This is a genomic window from Brevundimonas sp. (assembly GCF_035627475.1).
Lineage (GTDB): Bacteria > Pseudomonadota > Alphaproteobacteria > Caulobacterales > Caulobacteraceae > Brevundimonas.
Genome location: NZ_DASPLR010000041.1, coordinates 1 through 18,621, shown reverse-complemented (window position 1 = coordinate 18,621; position 18,621 = coordinate 1). Strand labels below are relative to the sequence as shown.

The window sequence follows — 18,621 nt, the reverse complement described above, 5'->3', positions numbered from 1 at the left end:
GGGGCGACCTCGTGGTGGTGCTTTTCGGGCTGCATGCCGAGGTCGCGCATCACGCCCAGCATCTCGCTGCGCAGATCCTGGGCGCTGTCGGTCGGATTGACCGGGAAGTAGCCGCCCTTGTGCGTCGGACGGTGGCCCATGTTGCCCTCGGAATACTCCGAGCCGGTGTTCGCGGGCAGTTCGATGGAGTCGTAGCTGTAGCCGGTGTCGTGCGAGGCGGTGGACCAGCGCACGTCGTCGAAGATGAAGAACTCGGCCTCGGGCCCGAAGAAGACGGTGTCGCCGACGCCGGACGACTGCACATAGGCCAGGGCCTTCTTGGCCATGGAGCGGCTGTCGCGGTTGTAGGGCTCGCCGGTGTCGGGGTTCAGCACGTCGCAGAACAGGAACAGGGTGGTCTGCTGGTAGAAGGGATCGATCCACCAGCCGTTCAGATCCGGCTTGAGCAGCATGTCGGACTCGTTGATCGCCTTCCATCCGGCGATCGAGGAGCCGTCGAACATCGTCCCCTCCTCCAGGAACTCCTCGTCGACCAGGTCGATGTCGAAGGTGACGTGCTGCATACGCCCCTTGGTGTCGGTGAAGCGGAGATCGACGTATTTGACGTCCTTCTCCTTGATCTCCGAGAGGATTTTCTTGGCGCTCATCTTCGAGGGGTCCGTTTCTTGGGGGGAGGAAATGAAACGGCCGCTCCTGGGAGCGGCCGGTGGTCTTGGCGGTCAGACGGCCTGGGCCCCCGTTTCGCCGGTGCGGATGCGGATGACGTCGAGGACGTCGGAAACGAAGATCTTGCCGTCGCCGATCTTTCCGGTTCGGGCGGCGGTCTGGATGGCGTCGATCACCGAGGCGACCATGTCGTCGGGAACCACCACCTCGATCTTGATCTTGGGCAGGAAGTCGATGACGTATTCGGCTCCGCGATAGAGTTCGGAATGGCCCTTCTGGCGACCATATCCCTTGGCCTCCAGCACGGTCATCCCTTGCACCCCGGCGTCCTGGAGCGCTTCCTTCACTTCATCGAGCTTGAAGGGCTTGATGACGGCTTCGATCTTTTTCATCGGCGATCCCAGGCGGGCTTAATACGCCGCGCGCTCGGGCGGTAAAGGGACATTGCATTGCACAATAAGGCAAGCCTTTTTCAGCATCCGTCGTCATCCGTGAACGGAGACTTCGTGCGATGACCGGGGCCGCCCTGCCTGACTGGCGCGACAGCTTCCCCTGGCCCGGCCCCGAGACGCACAAGCACGCGCGCGGGCGGCTGGGCGTGGTCTCCGGCAGGGCCACCCAGACGGGGGCGGCGCGGCTGGCGGCGCGGGCCGGCCTGCGCATCGGAGCCGGCCTGGTGCGCATCCTGTGTCCACCGGACGCGGCGGCGGTGATCGCGCCGGCCATCGAGGCGATCATGCTGACGCCGTTCGGCTCGCCCGAATCGCTGGCCTATGAGGCGCGGGGGATGGACGCCGTGGTGATCGGGCCGGCCGCCGGGGTCGGCGACACGACCGCGATAAACCTGAGGGCGCTGGCGGCGACGGGGGCGGCCCTCGTCATCGACGCCGACGGGCTCACCTCGTTCGAGCATTTTCCCGACGAGCTGTTCGAGGTGCTGGATCGCGACGATGTGCTGACGCCTCACGAGGGCGAGTTCAGGCGGCTGTTCCCGGGAACGCTGGAGGCGGGGCGCGAGGCGGCCGCCGCCGAAGCCGCCAGACGGGCCGGAGCAGTGGTGGTGCTCAAGGGACCCGCGACGGTGATCGCCGCGCCCGACGGGCGGCTGGCGGTCAACGGCAACGGCACGCCCTGGCTGGCGACGGCGGGCTCGGGGGATGTCCTGGCGGGCATGATCGGCGGGCTGGTGGCGCAGCGGATGGACAGTTTCGACGCGGCGCGGGCCGCGGCCTGGCTGCATGCGGAAGCGGCCCGGGACTTCGGCCCCGGGCTGACCGCGGAGGATCTGCCCGGGCGGCTGCCGGCCCTGCTCGGCGCGCTGTACCAGCGGGCGGACTGAACCGCCGGCGGTTCAATTCGGAGCCGAAGCGGCCTATTCGGGGCATCCCCGCCGCCGGAGCCCCGCCTTGCTGATCGTCCTGTCCCCGGCCAAGCGGCTGGATTTCACCGAAGCCGATCCCTCCCTGCCCGCCTCGGAACGGCGCTTCCGCGAGGACACGGCGTCCCTGGCCCGCACGGCCCGCGCCCGCACCGTGGCCGAGTTGCGCCGGCTGATGGGCATTTCCGATGATCTCGCGCGGCTGAACCGCGAGCGTTTCCAGGCTTTCGACCCCGATTCGACGGACGGCGTGCAGGCGGCCTTCGCCTTCGCCGGCGACGTCTACGAGGGGCTGAAGGCGCGGGAGCTGGATGCCAAGGCCCTGTCGTTCGCCCAGGATCACATCCGCATCCTGTCGGGCCTGTACGGCCTGCTGCGGCCGCTCGACCGCATCCAGCCCTACCGGCTGGAGATGGGCACCCGGCTGAAGACCCGGCGCGGGTCCAGCCTCTACGACTTCTGGGGCGACCGCATCTCGAAATGCCTCAACGCCGAGGCCGAGGGCATGGCCGACCGGACGCTGGTGAACCTGGCCAGCCAGGAATATTTTGGCGTCATAGACGCCAAGGCGCTGAACCTTCCCGTGGTGACGCCGCATTTCCGCGAGGCGAAGGACGGCGAGAGCCGCATCATCTCCTTCTTCGCCAAGAAGGCGCGGGGCGGCATGGCCCGCTTCGCCATCGACGAGCGGATCGAGCGGGCCGAGGACCTGAAGGCCTTCGACCGCGACGGCTACCGCTTCGACAAGGCTGGTTCGACCGGGACGGACTGGATATTCACCAGAACAGGAAATTCCTGACGCCCTGTCGCCTTCGCAAACGCGAACGGCTAGGCTGATCGCAGAGACAGACGGACGAGACTCAATGTTCCAGTGGCCCAAACGCGGTGACGGCTCGGAAGCCGAAAGCGCGCCCTTCCGCGACATCGGCGACCTGAAGGGTCAGGTGGCGGTGATCTCGGGTTCGACCTCGGGGATCGGGCTGGCGTTCGCCCGCGCCATCGCCTCGCGCGGCGGCGACGTCGTGCTGAACGGGCTGGGCGATCCTTCGGAAATCGAACGGACCCGGGCCGAGCTGGAAGCCAGCTGCGGCGTGCGGGTGCGCTACCACGCCGCCAACATGCTGCGCGGCGACGAGGTGGCCGACATGGTCGCCTACGGCAAGCACCAGCTGGGCCGGGTCGACATCCTGATCAACAACGCCGGCGTCCAGCACGTCGAGGCGGTGGAGAAATTCCCGTCCGACAGGTGGGAGCAGATCATCGCCGTCAACCTGTCCTCGACCTTCTACGCCACCCGCGCCGCCATCCCGATCATGAAGGCGCAAGGTCGCGGCCGGATCATCAACGTGGCCTCGGCCCACGGCCTCGTCGCCAGCCCGTTCAAGTCGGCCTATGTCGCCGCCAAGCACGGCGTCCTCGGCTTCACCAAGACGGTGGCGCTGGAGCTGGCCCAGGACAACATCACCTGCAACGCCCTGTGCCCCGGCTATGTCGAGACTCCCATCGTCGAGAAGCAGATCGCCGACCAGGCCCGCACGCGCGGCATGTCGAAGGATCAGGTGCTGAAGGACGTCATCCTCGGCTCCCAGCCGACCAAGCGGTTCGTCACAACCGACGAGCTGACCGGCATGATGCTCTATCTGGTCTCGGACCTCGGCGCCTCAGCCAACGGGGCCAGCTTCTCGATCGACGGCGGCTGGACGGCGCAGTAGGGGGCGGCCCGGTCGGCCATCGCTCTGGCTCTTGTCATCCCGGCCGAAGCGAAGCGTAGTGCCGGGACGGCTTTCCATCACCGGATGACCCTCCCGGAAATCGCAGCGCGATTATCCGGGAGACGGGTTGCCGCAGGCATTGCCCCGGATAGCTGCAAGCGCAGCTTCCGGGACGGGGACCTTCTTTCATCACGCCGTCCCGGATCGCCGCTGCACGGCGTCCGGGATGACAAGCGCCCTACCCCACGAACCCCGCCGCCCGCTTGAGCCGGTCGTTGATCGCCTCGCCCAGGCCGTGCGCCGGGATGGGCGACACCGCGATTCCCGTCGGCCGCTCGCGGTCCGCTTCCCGCAGCCGACGGAACAGATTGGCCGCCGCCTCGCGCAGGTCGCCCGACGGGCTCAGGCTCCAGCGCGGGTCGCCCACGCCGGGGCCGAAGCCGAGCAGGATTTCGCCCTCCCCCGCCGCCTCGGCGTTGATGCGCACCGGGGCGTCCGGGGCGTAGTGGAGCGCGGTCCGGCCCGGCGAGCGATGCCCCTCCCCGTCCCGGTCGAGCGGACCGGCCACGGCTTCGATCTCCTCCCGCGTCACGGAACCCGGCCGCAGCAGGGCGACGCGGCCGTCCAGCACCGAGACGACCGTGCTCTCCACCCCGACGGCGCAGGGGCCGCCGTCCACGGCGTCGGCGGCGGCGAAGCCGGTCTCTTCCAGCGCATCCTCGAAGGTCGTCGGGCTGGGACGGCCGGAGCGGTTGGCCGACGGCGCCACGACGGGCTTGCCGAAGGCCGAGATGACGCCGCGGGCGCGGATGTGGCCGGGCACCCGGACGGCGACGCTGTCCAGCCCGGCCCGGGCGAGGTCGCAGACCCGGTCCCGGTCCCGCACCGGCGCGACGATAGTCAGGGGACCGGGCCAGAAGGCCTCGGCGAGGGCGCGGGCGCGGGCGTCGAAGACGGCGATGCTCTCGGCCGCGACGGCGTCGGCGACGTGGGCGATCAGCGGATTGAAGCGGGGCCGGCCCTTGGCCTCGAAGATGGCGGCGACGGCGGCTGCGTTGCCCGCGTCGGCGGCGAGGCCATAGACGGTTTCGGTCGGCAGGATGACGAGACCGCCGGCCGCGAGGGCTTCGGCCGCCTGGGCGTCGGTGGCGCCGGGATGGGGGGCGTCTATGTGCGGCGCGCCTGAAGCGCCACCCGCACCGTCACCTCGCGGCCGACCATCCTGTTCCACGCGCCTGTGGTTCCTATTCCGAAGTCGCTGCGGTCGAGAGTGAACGCGCCCGTCAGATGCGCCCGGTCACCGGTGACGCGCAAGTCCACCGGGAAGATCACGGGGCGTGTGCGGCCCTTCATCGTCACCTCGGCGCGGGCGGAATAGCGCTCCGCACCGAGCGGCTCCAGCGACCGGAGCTGGAACTGGATGACTGGATACCGCCGGGCGTCGAGGAAGGCCGGTCCGACCGCCCGGCCGGTCACCGCCGCCGGCCTCATCTTCAGCGAGCCGGCCTGGACCATCACCGTTGCGCTGGTGCGGTTGGGGGCGTCCGGATCGAAGACGATGTCGCCGCGCCAGTCGTCGAAGCGGCCCCGGTGCGAGCCGCCGAAGGCGCGCACCGACATCTCGATGGTCGAGGCCTCGCGCACCACCGACCACGACTCGGGCGCGGCGGACCCGCCCAGCCCGAGGGCCGCCAGGGCGCCGAACAGGACGGTCCGGCGTCTCACGGCCGGCGGGGAATCAGCGGGATCATCCGGTGCAGGACGTTGTCGCGGTCGATGAAGTGGTGCTTCAGGGCTCCGAGGATGTGCAGGACGACCAGGGCGATCAGCAGCTTGGCCGCCAGCTCGTGCAGGTCCATCAGCCGGCCCGCGGTTTCGCGGCCGCCGCCGATCGGCAGGGCGGGCCATTCGAACAGGCCGAACCAGATGATCTCGCGCCCCGCCGCCGACGAGGCGGCCCAGCCGACCAGCGGCATGGCGATCAGGAAGACGTAGAACAGCCCATGGGTGGCGCGCGCCGCCAGCTTCTGCCAGCGCGGCGTCCCCGCGGGCAGCGGGATGGCAGGATTGGCGATGCGCCAGCCGAGGCGGACCAGGGTCAGCACCAGGATGCCGAGGCCGACCGACTTGTGGAGGTTGACGAACTCGCGGGAGATCGGGCCGTCAGTGGCCTCGTGGGCCTGGATCAGCACGATCTGGGCGACCACCAGCGCGGCGATCAGCCAGTGCAGGATCAGCGAAACGGTCGAATAGCGGTTGCGCGGCTCGGCCACGGGCGTCCTCCCTCTCGGTCTTCAGCGTCGCAGCCTGACGCAGACGACGGGGTTCGCCAAGCCGCACCTTGCCTGACCCGGCGGCAAGGCGGCATGAACGGTCGCACGTTTGCGAGAACCCGCCCATGACCTACCACGCCCCCGTCCGCGACCTGATCTTCACCCTGACCGAAGTGGCCGGCGTCGACGCCGTGGCCGCGACCGGCGCCTTTCCCGACTACGATCCGGAGGTCATGGCGGCCGTGCTCGAGGCGGCGGGGCAGTTCTCCGAAGGCGTGCTGGCCCCGCTGAACCGGATCGGCGACCAGAAGGGGGCGACCTGCGCCAACGGCGTCGTCACCGCCGCCCCGGGCTTCGCCGACGCCTATCGCCAGTTCGCCGAAGGAGGCTGGACCGGCCTGTCGGCCCCGGCCCATGCCGGCGGCCAGCAGCTGCCCAAGGCGCTCGAACTCGCCGCCTATGAGACGGTGCATGCCGCGAACATGGCCTTCGGCCTGTGTCCGATGCTGTCGCTGGCGGCGATCGAGGCGCTGGAGGCCGTCGGGACCGAGGCCCAGAAGGCGACCTATCTGACGAAGCTGGTCTCGGGCGAATGGACCGGGGCCATGGTGCTGACCGAGCCGCAGGCCGGGTCGGACCTCGGGGCGCTGACGGCGACGGCGGTTCCCAACGGCGACGGGACCTACAGCCTGACCGGCCAGAAGATCTTCATCACCTGGGGCGACCACGACGCCACCGACAACATCGTCCACATGGTGCTGGCCCGCCTCCCGGATGCGCCGCCGGGGCCCAAGGGCATCAGCCTGTTCCTGGCCTCGAAATACCTGGTGAAGCCGGATGGATCGTTGGGCGAGCGCAACGCCTTCCGCCCGGTCGGGATCGAGCACAAGCTGGGCATCCACGCCTCGCCGACCTGCGTCATGGCCTATGAGGGGGCGACCGCCGAACTGGTCGGCCAGCCGAACCAGGGCCTGGCCCATATGTTCGTGATGATGAACGCGGCCCGGCTGGCCGTCGGCGTCGAGGGCGTCGGCATCGCCGAACGGGCGTACCAGCAGGCGCTGGACTATGCCCGGGAACGGCGTCAGGGCCGGTCGGTGTGGACCGGTCAGGCCAACGCCCCGATCGTCGATCACCCGGATGTGCGCCGCGCCCTGTCGGTGATGAAGGCGAAGATCGCCGCCGCCCGCGCCATCTGCCTGTCGACCGGCGTCGCCGCCGATCTGGCCCGGCACGTCGCCACGGAGGAGGAGCGCCGCCGCTGGAAGGGCCGCGAGGACCTGTTCACCCCGATCGCCAAGGCCTGGTCGACCGACGTCGGGGTCGAGGTCGCCTCGATGGGCGTCCAGGTGCACGGCGGCATGGGCTTCATCGAGGAGACAGGGGCGGCCCAGCACTATCGCGACGCCCGCATCGCCCCGATCTACGAGGGGACCAACGGCATCCAGGCCATGGATCTGGTCGGACGCAAGCTGGGTCAGGACGGCGGCCAGTCGGCGCGCGAGCTGATCGCCGACATGAAGGCGACGCTGGCGGTGCTGCCGCGCCTGTATTCGGGCAAGCCGGTGGAGCGCCTCGCCAACGCCGTCGAGGCGGTCGAGGACGCCACCCTCTGGCTGCTGGACGCCAAGGCCGACCCCGCGCGGGCCGCCGACGTTCTGGCGGGGGCCGACGCCTATCTGAAGCTGCTCGGGGACGTGGTCGGCGGCTGGATGCTGGCGAAGGGCGCGCTGGCGGCCCGGGCCATACTCGACGCCGGCGAAGGCGATCCGGCGTGGCTCGAGGGGCGGATCACCCTCTACGAAGTCTACGCCGCCAATGTGCTGGGCCACGTCTCGAGCCGGCTGGCCGCGGTCGGACAGGGCGGCGATCTGCTGGAGCGGATGAGCGTGGACGTGCTGGCGGGGTAGGTCCGCGCGGACCGGAGTGCTCGCTATTCCCGAAATGTTAGCACGATCTGGCGACCGATATCGTTTTGGGTCAACGACTTGAGAGTTTTTGCCGACAATCGACGCGCCTGAGTAGACAGCGGGTTCATACTGTTCGCCGTGTCCGTCATCGGACCCGTGGTCTTTGACAACCGAATCCAGCGCCTCCCCCGCCGTCCTGCGTCGGGAGCCGGCCACCACCCCGGGGTCCATGTAGACTCTGCCGACTCCGCCACCGTGATTTTCCCGCACCGCATTCGAGACTCTGCCGACCATGCCACCATGCTTTTTTTCCGGGCATGGCGACGGGCGAGCTGGCGCATCGGCGGCATCGCCGCGCTAGGGCGAGGCCGCGTCCAGCAGGGCGATCGCCTCGCGGACATAGACGGCATGGGCGACGATGCCGATGCCGAGCGGCTCGTCGCCGGGGCGCACCTCGGACACCAGCACCCCGGCGATGAACGGATGTTCCGGCTGTACCGTGCCCGGCAGCTTGCGGGCGCTCGGAGTCCAGAACACCGGCCCGCCGGAGTTGCCGGGAAAGACCGGGAAGTCGAGCAGGAAGACAGGGAAGGTCTCGATCGGAGTCAGCGGCCACGACGACACCCGTCCGGCGCGCAGGATCGGGAATCCGGCCGTATTCGACGAATAGCCTCGGGGATAGCCGAGGGTGAAGAGTTCGTCCCCCGGCCCGACCTGCCAGGCGTCCAGGGCGTTGGCGTCGGCCAGCCAGCCCAGCGGAATGGCGGCCCGGGCGAAGGCCGGCGGGGCCGAAATCTCCATCACGGCGATGTCCCGCTCGGGATGGCGGATCCAGACCGGACCGCCATTCTCCGCGCGGATGCGCAGCGGCTCCGGCGCGAATCGCCAGCCCCCCTCCGGTCGCTCGACCCGCCAGCCGATCCGCGCATCGGGCTCAGGCATCCCGTCCAGCACATGATGGGCGGTGACCAGCACCGTGCGCGGCTGTCCGTCCGGACGCGGCGCGTCGATCAGGAAGCCGGTCCCCACGCGCCGGGTCGCTCCGTCGCCGTTGGGCTGGTCGAGCTGAACCGTGGCCGCGATCAGGCCGACGGTCAGGTCCCAGGCCGGCGCCTGAAGCGCCGCCGCGGGAGGCTCGCGGACCGGTTCCGGGGGAAGCTGCAGGTCGAACATCGGACAGGATCGGGCCTTGCTGGTTTGTTCATTTGACGGCGGCGGGGTGGCTCGCACAAGGTCCGCCGCCCAATCCGCCATCGGGGGACACGATGAACCGCCGCGACCTGCTCGCCACCGCCTCGGCCGCCCTCGCGGCGACCGCCCTGCCCGTCCCCGCCCGCGCCACCGGAGCCTCGATGCCTCAGACCCTCCCCGTCCCGCCCGTCGCGAAGAAGATCCCGGTGCGGATCGAACAGCTGGGCCGGGTCCGGGTCGACGACTATCAGTGGATGAAGGACGACAACTGGCAGGCGGTCCTGCGCGACCCGACCCTGATCAAGGCCGACGTCAAGGAGCACCTGACCGCCGAGAACGCCTACCGCGAGGCGATGATGGCCTCGACCCTCCCCCTGCAGGCGCAGATGTTCGAGGAGATGAAGGGCCGCATCAAGGAGGACGACAGCTCGGTCCCCGCCCCTGACGGACCGTGGGAGTACTACACCGAGTTCAGGACCGGCGATCAGCATCCGCGCTTCATGCGCAGGCCGAGAAGGGGCGCGGGCGATGCGCAACTGCTGCTGGACGCCAACGCCCTCGCCGAGGGCAAGGCCTATTCGGAGGTCAGCGCCGCCGAGAACAGCCCCGACCACCTGCTGTTCGCCTACGCCGAAGACGCCCAGGGCTCGGAGGTGCACCAGATCTTCGTCAGGGACCTGGCCACCGGCGAGGTGCTGCCCGACCCGATCGGCTCGGCGACGGGCAACTTCACCTTCTCGCCCGACAGCCGGTGGATCTTCTGGACCAACCGCGACGACAATGGCCGGCCGGACAAGATCTTCCGCCGCCCGGCGCGCGGCGGCGAGACGACGCTCGTCTATGAGGAGGCCGACGAGGGCATGTTCATCAGCGTCGGCCGCACCAGCGACGACGCCTTCGTGGTCATCTCGATCGCCAACCAGGAGACGTCGGAGGCGCGGGTCATCCCGGCGTCCGACCCGACCGCCGCGCCCGCCGTGCTGGAGCCTCGCGAGGTGGCGCGCCTCTACGACGCCGACCACTGGGGCGACCGCTGGGTGATCCGCACCAACGCCGACGACTCGATCGACTTCAAGATCGTCGAGGCGCCGACCCATGCGCCCGGCAAGGCCAACTGGAAGGATCTCGTCCCCCACACGCCGGGCCGCTACATCGAGAGCGTGGCGCTGGTGAAGGACTTCATCGTCCGCCAGGAGCGGGCTGACGCGAACACCCGCATCATCGTCCGCGACCGCGCCGGCGCCGAGCACGAGATCGCCGTCGACGAGCCGGCCTATTCCCTGTCGCTGTCGGGCGCGTCGGAGTTCGACACGACCGTCATGCGCTACGGCTACAACTCGCCGTCGACGCCGACCTCGACCTATGACTACGACCTGAAGACCCGCGAGCGCGTCCTTCGCAAGGTGCAGGAGGTGCCGTCGGGCCACGACCCGGCGGACTACGTCGTCGAGCGGCTGAACGCCCCGGCGGCGGACGGCGAACTGGTGCCGGTGACCGTGCTGCGCCGGAAGACCACGCCGGTCGACGGATCGGCGCCGCTGCTGCTGTACGGCTACGGCTCGTACGGGATTCCGATGGCGGCGAGCTTCTCGACCAACCGGCTGTCGCTGGTCGACCGGGGCTGGATCTACGCCATCGCCCACATCCGCGGCGGCTCGGACAAGGGCTGGAACTGGTTCCTCAGCGCCCGGAAGATGACCAAGAAGAACACCTTCACGGACTTCATCGCCGCGGCGGAGCACCTGATCTCGAGCGGCCACGGCAAGGCAGGGCGCATCGTGGCCCAGGGCGGCTCGGCCGGCGGGCTGCTGATGGGGGCGGTCAACAACATGCGGCCCGACCTGTGGGCCGGCGTGATCGGCCAGGTGCCTTTCGTCGACGTGATCAACACCATGAGCGACACCTCCCTGCCGCTGACGCCGCCGGAGTGGCCCGAGTGGGGCAACCCGATCGAGGACCCCGAAGCCTACGACTACATGATGAGCTACAGCCCCTACGACCAGGTGGAGGCCAGGGCCTATCCGGCCGTGCTGGCCACCGGCGGCCTGTCAGATCCGCGCGTCACCTATTGGGAGCCCGAGAAGTGGGTGGCGAAGCTGCGGCCGGCGACGACCTCGGGCAAGCCGGTGCTGCTGAAGATCAATATGGAGGCGGGGCATGGCGGGGCGTCCGGCCGGTTCGACTATCTGAAGGAGGTCGCTCACGACTACGCCTTCGCCGTGTGGGCCATCGACAAGGGCTGGGAGCGGTCCTGACCGCCCCCGGCCCGCCGGCTCAGGGTTCGAGGGTCCAGGTGTAGACGCCCGTGTCGTCGGCGTGCATGGCGACGAAATTGCGGATTTCGTAACCGGTCGGGCAGGTGTCGCCGCCGTCGGACCAGAAGGTGTAGGGACCGGGATACTGAACGCACAGGGCATGGTTTCCCGACCATGACCGGCCCGAGCCGTCGAGCGTGTCGCCGTACATGTAGAAGTTGGCGTTGTCCGTGCTGACGATGCTCTCGCAGGCCCCGTCGGCCACCTCATACCAGCCGCGGTTGATGAACTGGTTCGTGCCAACCTCGACGTAGGATATGGCCACCGTGCCGTTGCGGCCGCTCTGGTTGCAGACCTGGATGTCGACCGTCGCCGGGGCCAATTTGTTCGGCTTGGCCTGGGCGAGAGCCAGGTCGGGCGCGAGGATGGAGGCGGCGAGGAACACCGCAATGAAGCTTGATTTCATGTCTCTGATCTCCCCCGATAGAGGCCGAAGGATATCACAGGTCGGTGACTCTTCCACTGACGGTCGCTGACGTTCGGGCTGGCAGGGGCTGACCAGATGACGCGCACGATCCGCCACGCCACGATGGCCGACCTGGGCCACATCACCGCCCTGTACGGGCGCGAGGTGAGGAACGGCACGGCGACGTTCGAACTGGAAGCTCCGACGCAGGACGAGATGGCCCGCCGCTTCGCCTCCGTGAAGCGTCACGGCCTGCCGTGGCTGGTGGCCGAGGTCGACGGCGCCTTCGCCGGCTATGCCTATGCCTCGCCGTTCCGGCCCCGGCCGGCCTACCGTTACGGCGTCGAGGGCTCGATCTACGTCGAGGAGGCGGCGCGCGGACAAGGCGTCGGTCGGGGGCTTCTGGAAGCGATGATCGAGCAGGTGCGCGCCATGGGGCTTCGGCATGTTATCGCTGCCATCAGCGACAGCGACACCAGCGCCGCCTCGATCGCCCTGCACCGGTCGCTCGGCTTCCGCGACGCCGGCGCCTACCGGCAGGTCGGCTGGAAGTTCGACCGCTGGCTGGACGTGACCCTGATGCAGCTTGATCTCGATCCCCGGGCGGGGCCGCCGACGGCGCCGGGGCTCGACCTCGGCGGCGGTCTCGCTTGAACCAGGGCGCGGCAGCGCCTAGTTGGGCGGAATGCGCGCCGTCCATGCCCTGATGATGCTGCTCGGCGCCCTCGCGGTGTTGATGGCCGGCGCTGCGCCGGCGAACGCCCTGGGTGAAGCCTCTTCGCCGCCGCCATGCCACGAGGCGCCGATGCACCATGCCGGTGCGGAAACGCCCTCGCCGGGGGCGGGCAAGGCAATGAAGGCGATGGACTGCTGTATCGCCTGCGTGGCCGCGCCTGCCCCGCCAGCGCCCGAACGGGCCCGGGTGACCACACCCCGGCCGGCGGCCGCTCCCCGCCCCGTGGCCCTGCTTTCCGGCGAACAACCGGCCCCTGAACCGCATCCTCCGCGTCCGGGTTTCCTCTGAAGACAGCTCGCGCGCGGCGTAGCGCCCGTGCCCTATCCATGCTCTTTCAGGAGGCCATTATGGCTGCCCGCTCCTTCGCGCCCTTCGCTGGCGCGTCCCTGCTCGCCCTCGCACTTCCGGCGTCGGCGCAGGATCATTCACACCACCCCGCCCAGACCGCCGAGAGTCCGGCTCCGGTTCCGGCTCCGACTCCCATTCCCACCCCCGCCCAGGCCCCGGCCGCGCCCCCGGCCCATCCTCATGCGGGGCATGCCATGCCCGCCGCCTCGCCCGCGCCGCAGTCGCCCGGCGAGCATCAGGGCCACGACATGTCGGCGATGGCGGAGCAAGGGCACGCCATGACCAGCCCGCTCGGACACTGGCCGATGAGCCGCGACGCCTCGGGCACCAGCTGGCAGCCGGACCTGTCGGAACACGGCGGCGTCCATGTGGTGCGCGGCGACTGGTCCTTCATGGGCCACGCCATGCTGAACCTGACCTACGACTGGCAGGACGGCCCGCGCGGGGACGACAAGACCTTCGTCGGCGGCATGATCATGGGATCGGCGCGGCGCGACTTCGCCGACGGCTCGACCCTGAACCTTCGGGCCATGCTCAGCCCCGAGCCGTTGATGGGCAAGGACGGCTTCCCGCTGCTGCTCGCGGCCGGCGAGACGGCGGACGGCGTCACCCCGCTGATCGACCGCCAGCACCCGCATGAGCTGGTGATGGAGCTGTCGGCCAGCTATGCGCGGCGGCTGGGCGACCACGACAGCGTCTTCGCCTACATCGGCCTGCCGGGAGAGCCTGCCTTCGGTCCCCCCGCCTTCATGCACCGCATGAGCGCCATGGACAGCCCGGAGGCGCCGATCACCCATCACTGGCTGGACTCGACGCACATCGTGTTCGGCGTCGCCACGCTTGGCTGGGTGCACGACGGCCTAAAGCTGGAGGCCTCGTCCTTCCGTGGCCGCGAGCCGGACGAGGACCGCTACGACATCGAGAGCCCCGAGCTGGACAGCTGGTCGGTGCGGGCGTCGTGGAACCCCGCGCCCGAATGGTCCCTGCAGGCCTCCTACGCCGACGTCACCGCGCCCGAGCAGCTGGAGCCGGACGAGAACGAGACCAAATGGTCCGCCAGCGCCATCCACGCCCGACGGTTCGGAACGGAAGGCTGGTGGTCGTCGACCCTGGCCTGGGGCCGCAAGACCAACGATCACGACGAGTCGAAGGACGCCTGGCTGCTGGAGACGGCGGTCAGCCCGAACGGCCGCTGGACGGTGTTCGCACGGGCCGAGCGGATCGAGACCGACGAACTGCTGCCGGGACCCGGCGGCGGACATGGCGAACTCTATACGGTGTCGAAGGCGTCGGTCGGTGCGGTGCACGACTGGCGCCTGGCCGCGAATGTCCGCTTCGGGGTCGGGGCGCTGTACAGCCTGAATCGCGTCCCCGACGCGCTGGAGCCGGCCTATGGCGGCGACCCGGACGGCGGCATGGTCTTCATGCGGCTGAAGATCGACTGAGGGCGGATCGCGCCGCGCCGACCCCGGTCAGTGCGGCGCGATGTCGTCCGGCGGCGTGGTCAGCCACGGCGCCAGCCGGAACCGGCGGGGCGGCTCGCCGACGGTGCGGTGATGGATGAACTGGCGCGCGAAATCGACGACAGCCCGGATGGTGCGCTCGTCGAAGGGCTTGGACACCGCTCCGAGGGCGCCGGCGAAGCCCTCGGGAATCTGCTCCGGATTGGCGGTGAGGAAAACGACCGCCGTTCCGTATTCGCCAACCAGCCGCTGGGCGATTCGGGGACCGGTCAGGCCGTCGAGAAGATTGACGTCGATCAGAGCCAGATCGGGGTGTTCGCGGGCCGCGACAGTGAAGGCGCTGACCTGATCCATGGCGCAGCCGACCACGTCGCAGCCGGATTCGCCAAGCACCAGCTCCAGCTCCATCGCGAGCAGGGCCTGGTCTTCGACGATCATGACCCGCAGGTCGGGTGACTCGGACACAACTGTTCCCCCGAACGCTAACCAGACGCGTTTACCACTACTGTGTCCGCTAGCGGACGGAGAAACGCCTCATTGGCTATTTGGTTCTGTCTGGAGTAAGAATTCGTGGGCTTTTCAGTGTTCGGGGGAATGATGGCCACGGTCGCCGGAGACGGCATCGTCGAACTTCAGCGCCGGCTGCTGGGGGGCTACCAGCTGCTGCAGACGCTCGTCGGCATCCGGTTGCGCAGCGTCACCGATCCGCAAAGCGTGCGGCATCTGACCTGGCTCAGCGACGTCACGGCCGCTGTGGAGCTGATCAGCCGCAGGATGACCGTCGAGGGGCCGCTGGACTTCGCCGGCTATCTCGGCGAGGTGGCCGCCTTCTGGACCCGCGCCTGCGAGGGCCGCCCCGTGAGGCTGGATGTGCGCGGACAGTCGGCCCTGCTGCCCGACAGCCATCTGTTGCCGCTGGCCATCATCACCCACGAGCTGATCTCCAACGCCTGCCGCCACGCCTTCCCCGACAACCGGCGGGGCTCGATCGCCGTGGCGTTTTCCCGCGCCGTCGGCGGCGTCAGCCTGGTGGTGCGGGATTCGGGGATCGGAGCCGCGACCCTGGAGCCGGGCGAGGGCCTGAGACTGGTGCGTGGCCTGGTCGAGCACCTGGGCGGCTCGATGACCATCGAGACGGCGCCCGAGGCCGGGGTCGGAGTGCGCATCCGCCTGCCGCTGGAATCCCTTCCGTCGCACTGAGCCCGCCATCGCCGTCGTCCGCTTCCGTTGCGCTGGCGGGCAGAGTCGCATGCGCCTGCGTCAGAAGCGGACGCAAGTCGTTCGACCGCAGGGCGTTCCGGAGAAGCGGATGGCTGGGGAACTAGGACTCGAACCTAGAATGACGGTACCAAAAACCGGAGTGTTACCATTACACCATTCCCCAGCAGGTCCGGCGTTTCCGGCGCCGTGGCGCCGGGAGGCGTGCGAGATACGACAAGGCCGCGGGGGATGCAAGACGCGGATTCCAGACTATTTCGCAGCGGTGCGTTTCCCCGCTTGCGGGGGGCAGACCCCCTCGTTATAAGCCCGCTCCTCAAGTCGGAGTGTGGCTCAGTCTGGTAGAGCACTGCGTTCGGGACGCAGGGGTCGCAGGTTCGAATCCTGCCACTCCGACCATCTATCCCGCGCCTTCCCGGGGCGCCTTTCGCTTCCCCCCTCGTCTATTCGGCGCGAACCATTTCGACGCCGGCGCCGATGAACCGGCCCTCGACGTAGCGAAGCCGCTTCAGCTCCTGACCGGCGCCGCTGTAGAAGACGAGCTGGCCGTCCTGGACGCGCCATTTGGCCAGTTGCCCCAGCCGGCGCGGACAGCCGGTCGCCACCGCATTGCGCACGCCGAGAAAGCCGGCCCGCTCGGCCATCTCGAAGCGGCACTCGCCCACGTCGCGGCCGCCGTCGGTGACGAGCCAGGCGCCGAAGGCGTCTTCGGTCCGGGCGGGCTCGGCCAGGCGGCGCAGGCGGCTCTCCTCCGGATCGAGACGGTCGACGAGAGCCCCGGCCAGCGCCTCGCCCAGCTGTTCCCCGTCGACCGAGACCGAACCGCCGACGGTGGTGCTGCGGGTCACGCTGCGGGTGGTGTCCCCCTCCCAGGTCGTGGTCGTCTCGGACCGGGTGGTCGAGCGCTCGATCGACTGGGCGAATCCGGGCGAGGCGGCCGCGAGAGCGACGGCGGCGACGAGAACGGCGACGGATCTGGACATGTTACCCCCCACTGAGAACCGGGCGCAGGCTAGGCAAACCCCGGCCGCGCTTCAACCTTCGGATGCACGGCGGGCGACGCCGGCGAGGTGCGCGCCGACCGCCTCGATGGGACGCCGGCCCAGCGCCTCGCGGCGGGCCAGGAGGTCGGGCGAGCCGGCGTCGTAGTCGGCCATGAGGGTGCGGACGAAGGCTCCGGAACGGACCTCGGCCAGGACGGCGTCCATGGCCGCCTTCGACTCCTCGCCGACGACCCGGGGGCCGGTCAGATAGGCGCCGTATTCGGCGGTGTTGGAGATCTTGGCGAAGGCTCCGGCTATGCCGCGCTCGAACATCAGGTCAGTGACCAGCTTGACCTCGTAGAAGCATTCGAACCAGGCCACCTCGGGCGGATAGCCCGCGGCGACCAGTTTGGTGAAGGCGGCGTCGATCAGCTGGCCCACGCCACCGCAGAGGACGACCTGCTCGCCGAACAGGTCGCTCTCGCATTCGGCGGCGAAGGTGGTCTCGAGGATGCCCTTGCGGCCGCAGCCCAGCGCCGCCGCGTAGGACAGGCCGAGGGCATGGGCGCCGCCCGTCGCGTCCTGATGCACGCCGAACAGGGCGAAGACCCCCTCCCCTTCGACGTAGAGGTCGCGGATGCGCGGCCCGATGCCCTTCGGCGAGGCGAGGATGACGTCGAGGTCGGGGCGTGGCTGGACGAGGCCGAAACGGACCGAGAGGCCGTGGGCGAAGACCAGGGCCGCGCCGGGCTTCATCGCCGGAGCCAGTTCGTCGCGCCACAGGTCGCGATGGGCTTCGTCGGAGACCATGACGGCGACGACGTCGGCGTCCGCCGCGGCCTCGCCGGCGGTCAGGACGGGGAAGCCGTCGGCGCCGGCCTTCCCGCGGGTGGCGGAGCCGGCCTTGAGGCCGACGACGATGTCGGCGACCCCGGAGTCGCGCAGGTTGAGGGCGTGGGTGCGGCCCTGGCTGCCGTAGCCGATCACGGCCACGCGCCTGTCGCGGATGATCGACAGATCGCAGTCGCGGTCATGGAAGACGGGGAGCGGGGCGCCTAGGTTATCGGTCATGAGCACAGACATAGCGCCTTCCGACGTGGTCGCCTTCTGGAAAGAGGCGGGGCCGAAGATGTGGTTCGCCAAGGACGAGGCGTTCGACGCCGAATTCCGCGAGCGGTTCGAGGCGGCCCATGTCGCCGCCGCCCGGCGCGAGCTGGATCACTGGGCCGAAACGCCGGAGGGCGCGCTGGCGCTGCTGATCCTGCTGGACCAGTTCCCGCGAAATTGCTTCCGCGGCACGGCGCACGCCTTCGCCACCGACCCGCTGGCGCGGATGTTCGCGCTCCAGGCGCTGGACGCCGGGTTCGACCGGGCCGTGGAGAACGACCTGCGGCGATTCTTCTACCTGCCGCTGCAACACGCCGAGGACATGGCCCTGCAGGACCGGCAGCTGGCCCTGTTCCAGACCATGGAGCGGCCGCCCGACGACCGCTGGGCGGAGCATCATCATGCGGTCATCGAACGGTTCGGCCGCTTTCCGCACCGCAACCGGGCGCTCGGCCGGGAGACGACGGCGGAGGAGCAGGCCTTCCTGGAGGCGGACGGGTTCCGGGGGTGAGATAGGGTGCATGCGTGGCTGATCGGCCTCCGCCGGAGGGCCGGCGCAAGGTGGGGAGGGTGCGGGACAGCCGGGCCTCGCCCGGATGTGTTTCTGGTTTACCGTTTCGACGAGGTGACTGCCCCGCGCGGTCGTTTTCCACACGCCCTCCGACTGGCGGCCCTGCATTCGGGCCTTTGACGGATCGCCCCGGACGCCTTGCGACGCACCGGAGCGGGACGGACATACCCCCGCCATCGCGAGGCCATCTGACCGCACCCAAGGCGCGCGGCGAGCAAGCGGGCAGGATCCATCCCTGCCCTCGAGGACCCCCGGACTCTCCATCGTCCGGGCTTCATCGCTCGACCACAGCCCGCCGTCGTCGAGGAGCGTGGATCCGACGCCCTCCCCATCGACGGGATGGG

20 protein-coding genes and 2 tRNA genes are annotated in these 18,621 nt (G+C 69.6%); 11 read left to right on the top strand and 11 right to left on the bottom strand.

The annotated features are described in order from the left end of the window. Together VEA62_RS11030 and VEA62_RS11025 are read right to left on the bottom strand one after the other, a co-directional pair. Positions 1-647, bottom strand: a 647-nt coding sequence (locus VEA62_RS11030) for a glutamine synthetase beta-grasp domain-containing protein (RefSeq protein WP_324821573.1), incomplete at its 3' end; no start/stop codon positions are given. A gap of 72 nt (positions 648-719) precedes the next feature. Next, positions 720-1,058: a P-II family nitrogen regulator gene (locus VEA62_RS11025; protein WP_324821571.1), complete on the bottom strand. Its 339-nt coding sequence runs from the start codon at positions 1,056-1,058 to the stop codon at positions 720-722. A 119-nt stretch (positions 1,059-1,177) separates the two neighbouring features. Between VEA62_RS11025 and VEA62_RS11020 the strand changes: the two genes are divergently transcribed. From VEA62_RS11020 to VEA62_RS11010, 3 genes are all read left to right on the top strand, one after another. Further along, positions 1,178-2,005, top strand: a complete 828-nt coding sequence (locus VEA62_RS11020; protein WP_324821569.1) for an NAD(P)H-hydrate dehydratase — start codon at positions 1,178-1,180, stop codon at positions 2,003-2,005. Between the two features lie 67 nt (positions 2,006-2,072). Continuing rightward, positions 2,073-2,843, top strand: a complete 771-nt coding sequence (gene yaaA, locus VEA62_RS11015) for a peroxide stress protein YaaA (protein WP_324821567.1) — start codon at positions 2,073-2,075, stop codon at positions 2,841-2,843. Between the two features lie 64 nt (positions 2,844-2,907). Further along, positions 2,908-3,756 carry a 3-hydroxybutyrate dehydrogenase gene (locus VEA62_RS11010; RefSeq protein ID WP_324821565.1) on the top strand — a complete coding sequence of 283 codons (849 nt, stop codon included), beginning with the start codon at positions 2,908-2,910 and terminating at the stop codon, positions 3,754-3,756. Between the two features lie 238 nt (positions 3,757-3,994). Here VEA62_RS11010 and VEA62_RS11005 read toward each other — a convergent pair whose 3' ends face one another. From VEA62_RS11005 to VEA62_RS10995, 3 genes are read right to left on the bottom strand one after another with little or no spacing between them, the layout of a single operon-like run. Next, positions 3,995-4,927: an L-threonylcarbamoyladenylate synthase gene (locus VEA62_RS11005; RefSeq protein WP_324821575.1), complete on the bottom strand. Its 933-nt coding sequence runs from the start codon at positions 4,925-4,927 to the stop codon at positions 3,995-3,997. Next, a complete protein-coding gene (locus tag VEA62_RS11000) occupies positions 4,924-5,481 on the bottom strand; it encodes a YceI family protein (RefSeq protein ID WP_324821564.1) in 558 nt (185 codons plus the stop codon). The genes VEA62_RS11005 and VEA62_RS11000 overlap by 4 nt, the downstream gene beginning before the upstream one ends. Then, positions 5,478-6,029 carry a cytochrome b gene (locus VEA62_RS10995; RefSeq protein ID WP_324821562.1) on the bottom strand — a complete coding sequence of 184 codons (552 nt, stop codon included), beginning with the start codon at positions 6,027-6,029 and terminating at the stop codon, positions 5,478-5,480. The genes VEA62_RS11000 and VEA62_RS10995 overlap by 4 nt, the downstream gene beginning before the upstream one ends. Before the next feature lie 125 nt (positions 6,030-6,154). On the opposite strand from VEA62_RS10995, the gene VEA62_RS10990 reads away from it, so the two are divergent. Continuing rightward, positions 6,155-7,939 carry an acyl-CoA dehydrogenase gene (locus VEA62_RS10990; RefSeq protein WP_324821560.1) on the top strand — a complete coding sequence of 595 codons (1,785 nt, stop codon included), beginning with the start codon at positions 6,155-6,157 and terminating at the stop codon, positions 7,937-7,939. Positions 7,940-8,296: 357 nt separating this feature from the next. On the opposite strand, the gene VEA62_RS10985 is transcribed toward VEA62_RS10990, so the two are convergent. Then, positions 8,297-9,112 (bottom strand): serine protease, encoded by an 816-nt coding sequence (locus VEA62_RS10985; RefSeq protein WP_324821558.1) that lies wholly within the window; start codon positions 9,110-9,112, stop codon positions 8,297-8,299. A 92-nt stretch (positions 9,113-9,204) separates the two neighbouring features. Here VEA62_RS10985 and VEA62_RS10980 point away from each other — a divergent pair, with 92 nt between their 5' ends. Further along, entirely contained in the window at positions 9,205-11,385 is a 2,181-nt protein-coding gene (locus VEA62_RS10980; RefSeq protein ID WP_324821556.1) for a S9 family peptidase, read from the top strand. A 19-nt stretch (positions 11,386-11,404) separates the two neighbouring features. On the opposite strand, the gene VEA62_RS10975 is transcribed toward VEA62_RS10980, so the two are convergent. Beyond that, positions 11,405-11,851: a DUF1036 domain-containing protein gene (locus VEA62_RS10975; protein WP_324821554.1), complete on the bottom strand. Its 447-nt coding sequence runs from the start codon at positions 11,849-11,851 to the stop codon at positions 11,405-11,407. Positions 11,852-11,947: 96 nt separating this feature from the next. On the opposite strand from VEA62_RS10975, the gene VEA62_RS10970 reads away from it, so the two are divergent. The 3 genes from VEA62_RS10970 to VEA62_RS10960 are packed head-to-tail and all read left to right on the top strand — an operon-like array spanning position 11,948 to position 14,380. After that, positions 11,948-12,505: a GNAT family N-acetyltransferase gene (locus VEA62_RS10970; protein WP_324821552.1), complete on the top strand. Its 558-nt coding sequence runs from the start codon at positions 11,948-11,950 to the stop codon at positions 12,503-12,505. A 31-nt stretch (positions 12,506-12,536) separates the two neighbouring features. Next, positions 12,537-12,875, top strand: coding sequence for a hypothetical protein (locus VEA62_RS10965; RefSeq protein WP_324821550.1), 339 nt, complete (start codon positions 12,537-12,539; stop codon positions 12,873-12,875). Between the two features lie 59 nt (positions 12,876-12,934). Continuing rightward, positions 12,935-14,380 (top strand): hypothetical protein, encoded by a 1,446-nt coding sequence (locus VEA62_RS10960; protein WP_324821548.1) that lies wholly within the window; start codon positions 12,935-12,937, stop codon positions 14,378-14,380. Positions 14,381-14,407: 27 nt separating this feature from the next. Here the strand turns inward: VEA62_RS10960 and VEA62_RS10955 are convergent, their stop codons facing one another. After that, complete coding sequence (locus VEA62_RS10955) at positions 14,408-14,863, bottom strand: response regulator (protein ID WP_324821546.1); 456 nt, start codon at positions 14,861-14,863, stop codon at positions 14,408-14,410. Positions 14,864-14,968: 105 nt separating this feature from the next. Between VEA62_RS10955 and VEA62_RS10950 the strand changes: the two genes are divergently transcribed. Next, positions 14,969-15,598 (top strand): sensor histidine kinase, encoded by a 630-nt coding sequence (locus VEA62_RS10950; RefSeq protein WP_324821544.1) that lies wholly within the window; start codon positions 14,969-14,971, stop codon positions 15,596-15,598. Between the two features lie 110 nt (positions 15,599-15,708). Here the strand turns inward: VEA62_RS10950 and VEA62_RS10945 are convergent. Then, positions 15,709-15,782: transfer RNA gene (locus VEA62_RS10945), tRNA-Gln, on the bottom strand. A 156-nt stretch (positions 15,783-15,938) separates the two neighbouring features. On the opposite strand from VEA62_RS10945, the gene VEA62_RS10940 reads away from it, so the two are divergent. After that, positions 15,939-16,015 (top strand) — tRNA-Pro (locus VEA62_RS10940). 44 nt (positions 16,016-16,059) lie between these two features. Here VEA62_RS10940 and VEA62_RS10935 read toward each other — a convergent pair. Together VEA62_RS10935 and ilvC are read right to left on the bottom strand one after the other, a co-directional pair. Further along, the gene (locus VEA62_RS10935) at positions 16,060-16,599 is read right to left on the bottom strand and encodes an AprI/Inh family metalloprotease inhibitor (RefSeq protein WP_324821542.1); all 540 of its coding nucleotides are present in this window, start codon (positions 16,597-16,599) and stop codon (positions 16,060-16,062) included. A 51-nt stretch (positions 16,600-16,650) separates the two neighbouring features. Beyond that, positions 16,651-17,670: a ketol-acid reductoisomerase gene (gene ilvC / locus VEA62_RS10930; RefSeq protein ID WP_324821540.1), complete on the bottom strand. Its 1,020-nt coding sequence runs from the start codon at positions 17,668-17,670 to the stop codon at positions 16,651-16,653. Between ilvC and VEA62_RS10925 the strand changes: the two genes are divergently transcribed. Further along, positions 17,669-18,217: a DUF924 family protein gene (locus VEA62_RS10925; RefSeq protein WP_324821538.1), complete on the top strand. Its 549-nt coding sequence runs from the start codon at positions 17,669-17,671 to the stop codon at positions 18,215-18,217. The two genes, ilvC and VEA62_RS10925, sit on opposite strands and share 2 nt — an antisense overlap. Positions 18,218-18,621 lie beyond the last annotated feature (404 nt).

Excerpts from the sequence above, each read along its gene's own strand:
- VEA62_RS11025 (WP_324821571.1), bottom strand. The coding sequence starts at position 1,058 with ATGAAAAAGATCGAAGCCGTCATCAAGCCCTTCAAGCTCGATGAAGTG.
- VEA62_RS11020 (WP_324821569.1), top strand. The coding sequence starts at position 1,178 with ATGACCGGGGCCGCCCTGCCTGACTGGCGCGACAGCTTCCCCTGGCCC.
- VEA62_RS11010 (WP_324821565.1), top strand. The coding sequence starts at position 2,908 with ATGTTCCAGTGGCCCAAACGCGGTGACGGCTCGGAAGCCGAAAGCGCG.
- VEA62_RS10990 (WP_324821560.1), top strand. The coding sequence starts at position 6,155 with ATGACCTACCACGCCCCCGTCCGCGACCTGATCTTCACCCTGACCGAA.
- VEA62_RS10985 (WP_324821558.1), bottom strand. The coding sequence starts at position 9,112 with ATGTTCGACCTGCAGCTTCCCCCGGAACCGGTCCGCGAGCCTCCCGCG.
- VEA62_RS10980 (WP_324821556.1), top strand. The coding sequence starts at position 9,205 with ATGAACCGCCGCGACCTGCTCGCCACCGCCTCGGCCGCCCTCGCGGCG.
- VEA62_RS10975 (WP_324821554.1), bottom strand. The coding sequence starts at position 11,851 with ATGAAATCAAGCTTCATTGCGGTGTTCCTCGCCGCCTCCATCCTCGCG.
- VEA62_RS10970 (WP_324821552.1), top strand. The coding sequence starts at position 11,948 with ATGACGCGCACGATCCGCCACGCCACGATGGCCGACCTGGGCCACATC.
- VEA62_RS10965 (WP_324821550.1), top strand. The coding sequence starts at position 12,537 with ATGCGCGCCGTCCATGCCCTGATGATGCTGCTCGGCGCCCTCGCGGTG.
- VEA62_RS10960 (WP_324821548.1), top strand. The coding sequence starts at position 12,935 with ATGGCTGCCCGCTCCTTCGCGCCCTTCGCTGGCGCGTCCCTGCTCGCC.
- VEA62_RS10935 (WP_324821542.1), bottom strand. The coding sequence starts at position 16,599 with ATGTCCAGATCCGTCGCCGTTCTCGTCGCCGCCGTCGCTCTCGCGGCC.
- VEA62_RS10925 (WP_324821538.1), top strand. The coding sequence starts at position 17,669 with ATGAGCACAGACATAGCGCCTTCCGACGTGGTCGCCTTCTGGAAAGAG.
- ilvC (WP_324821540.1), bottom strand. The coding sequence starts at position 17,670 with ATGACCGATAACCTAGGCGCCCCGCTCCCCGTCTTCCATGACCGCGAC.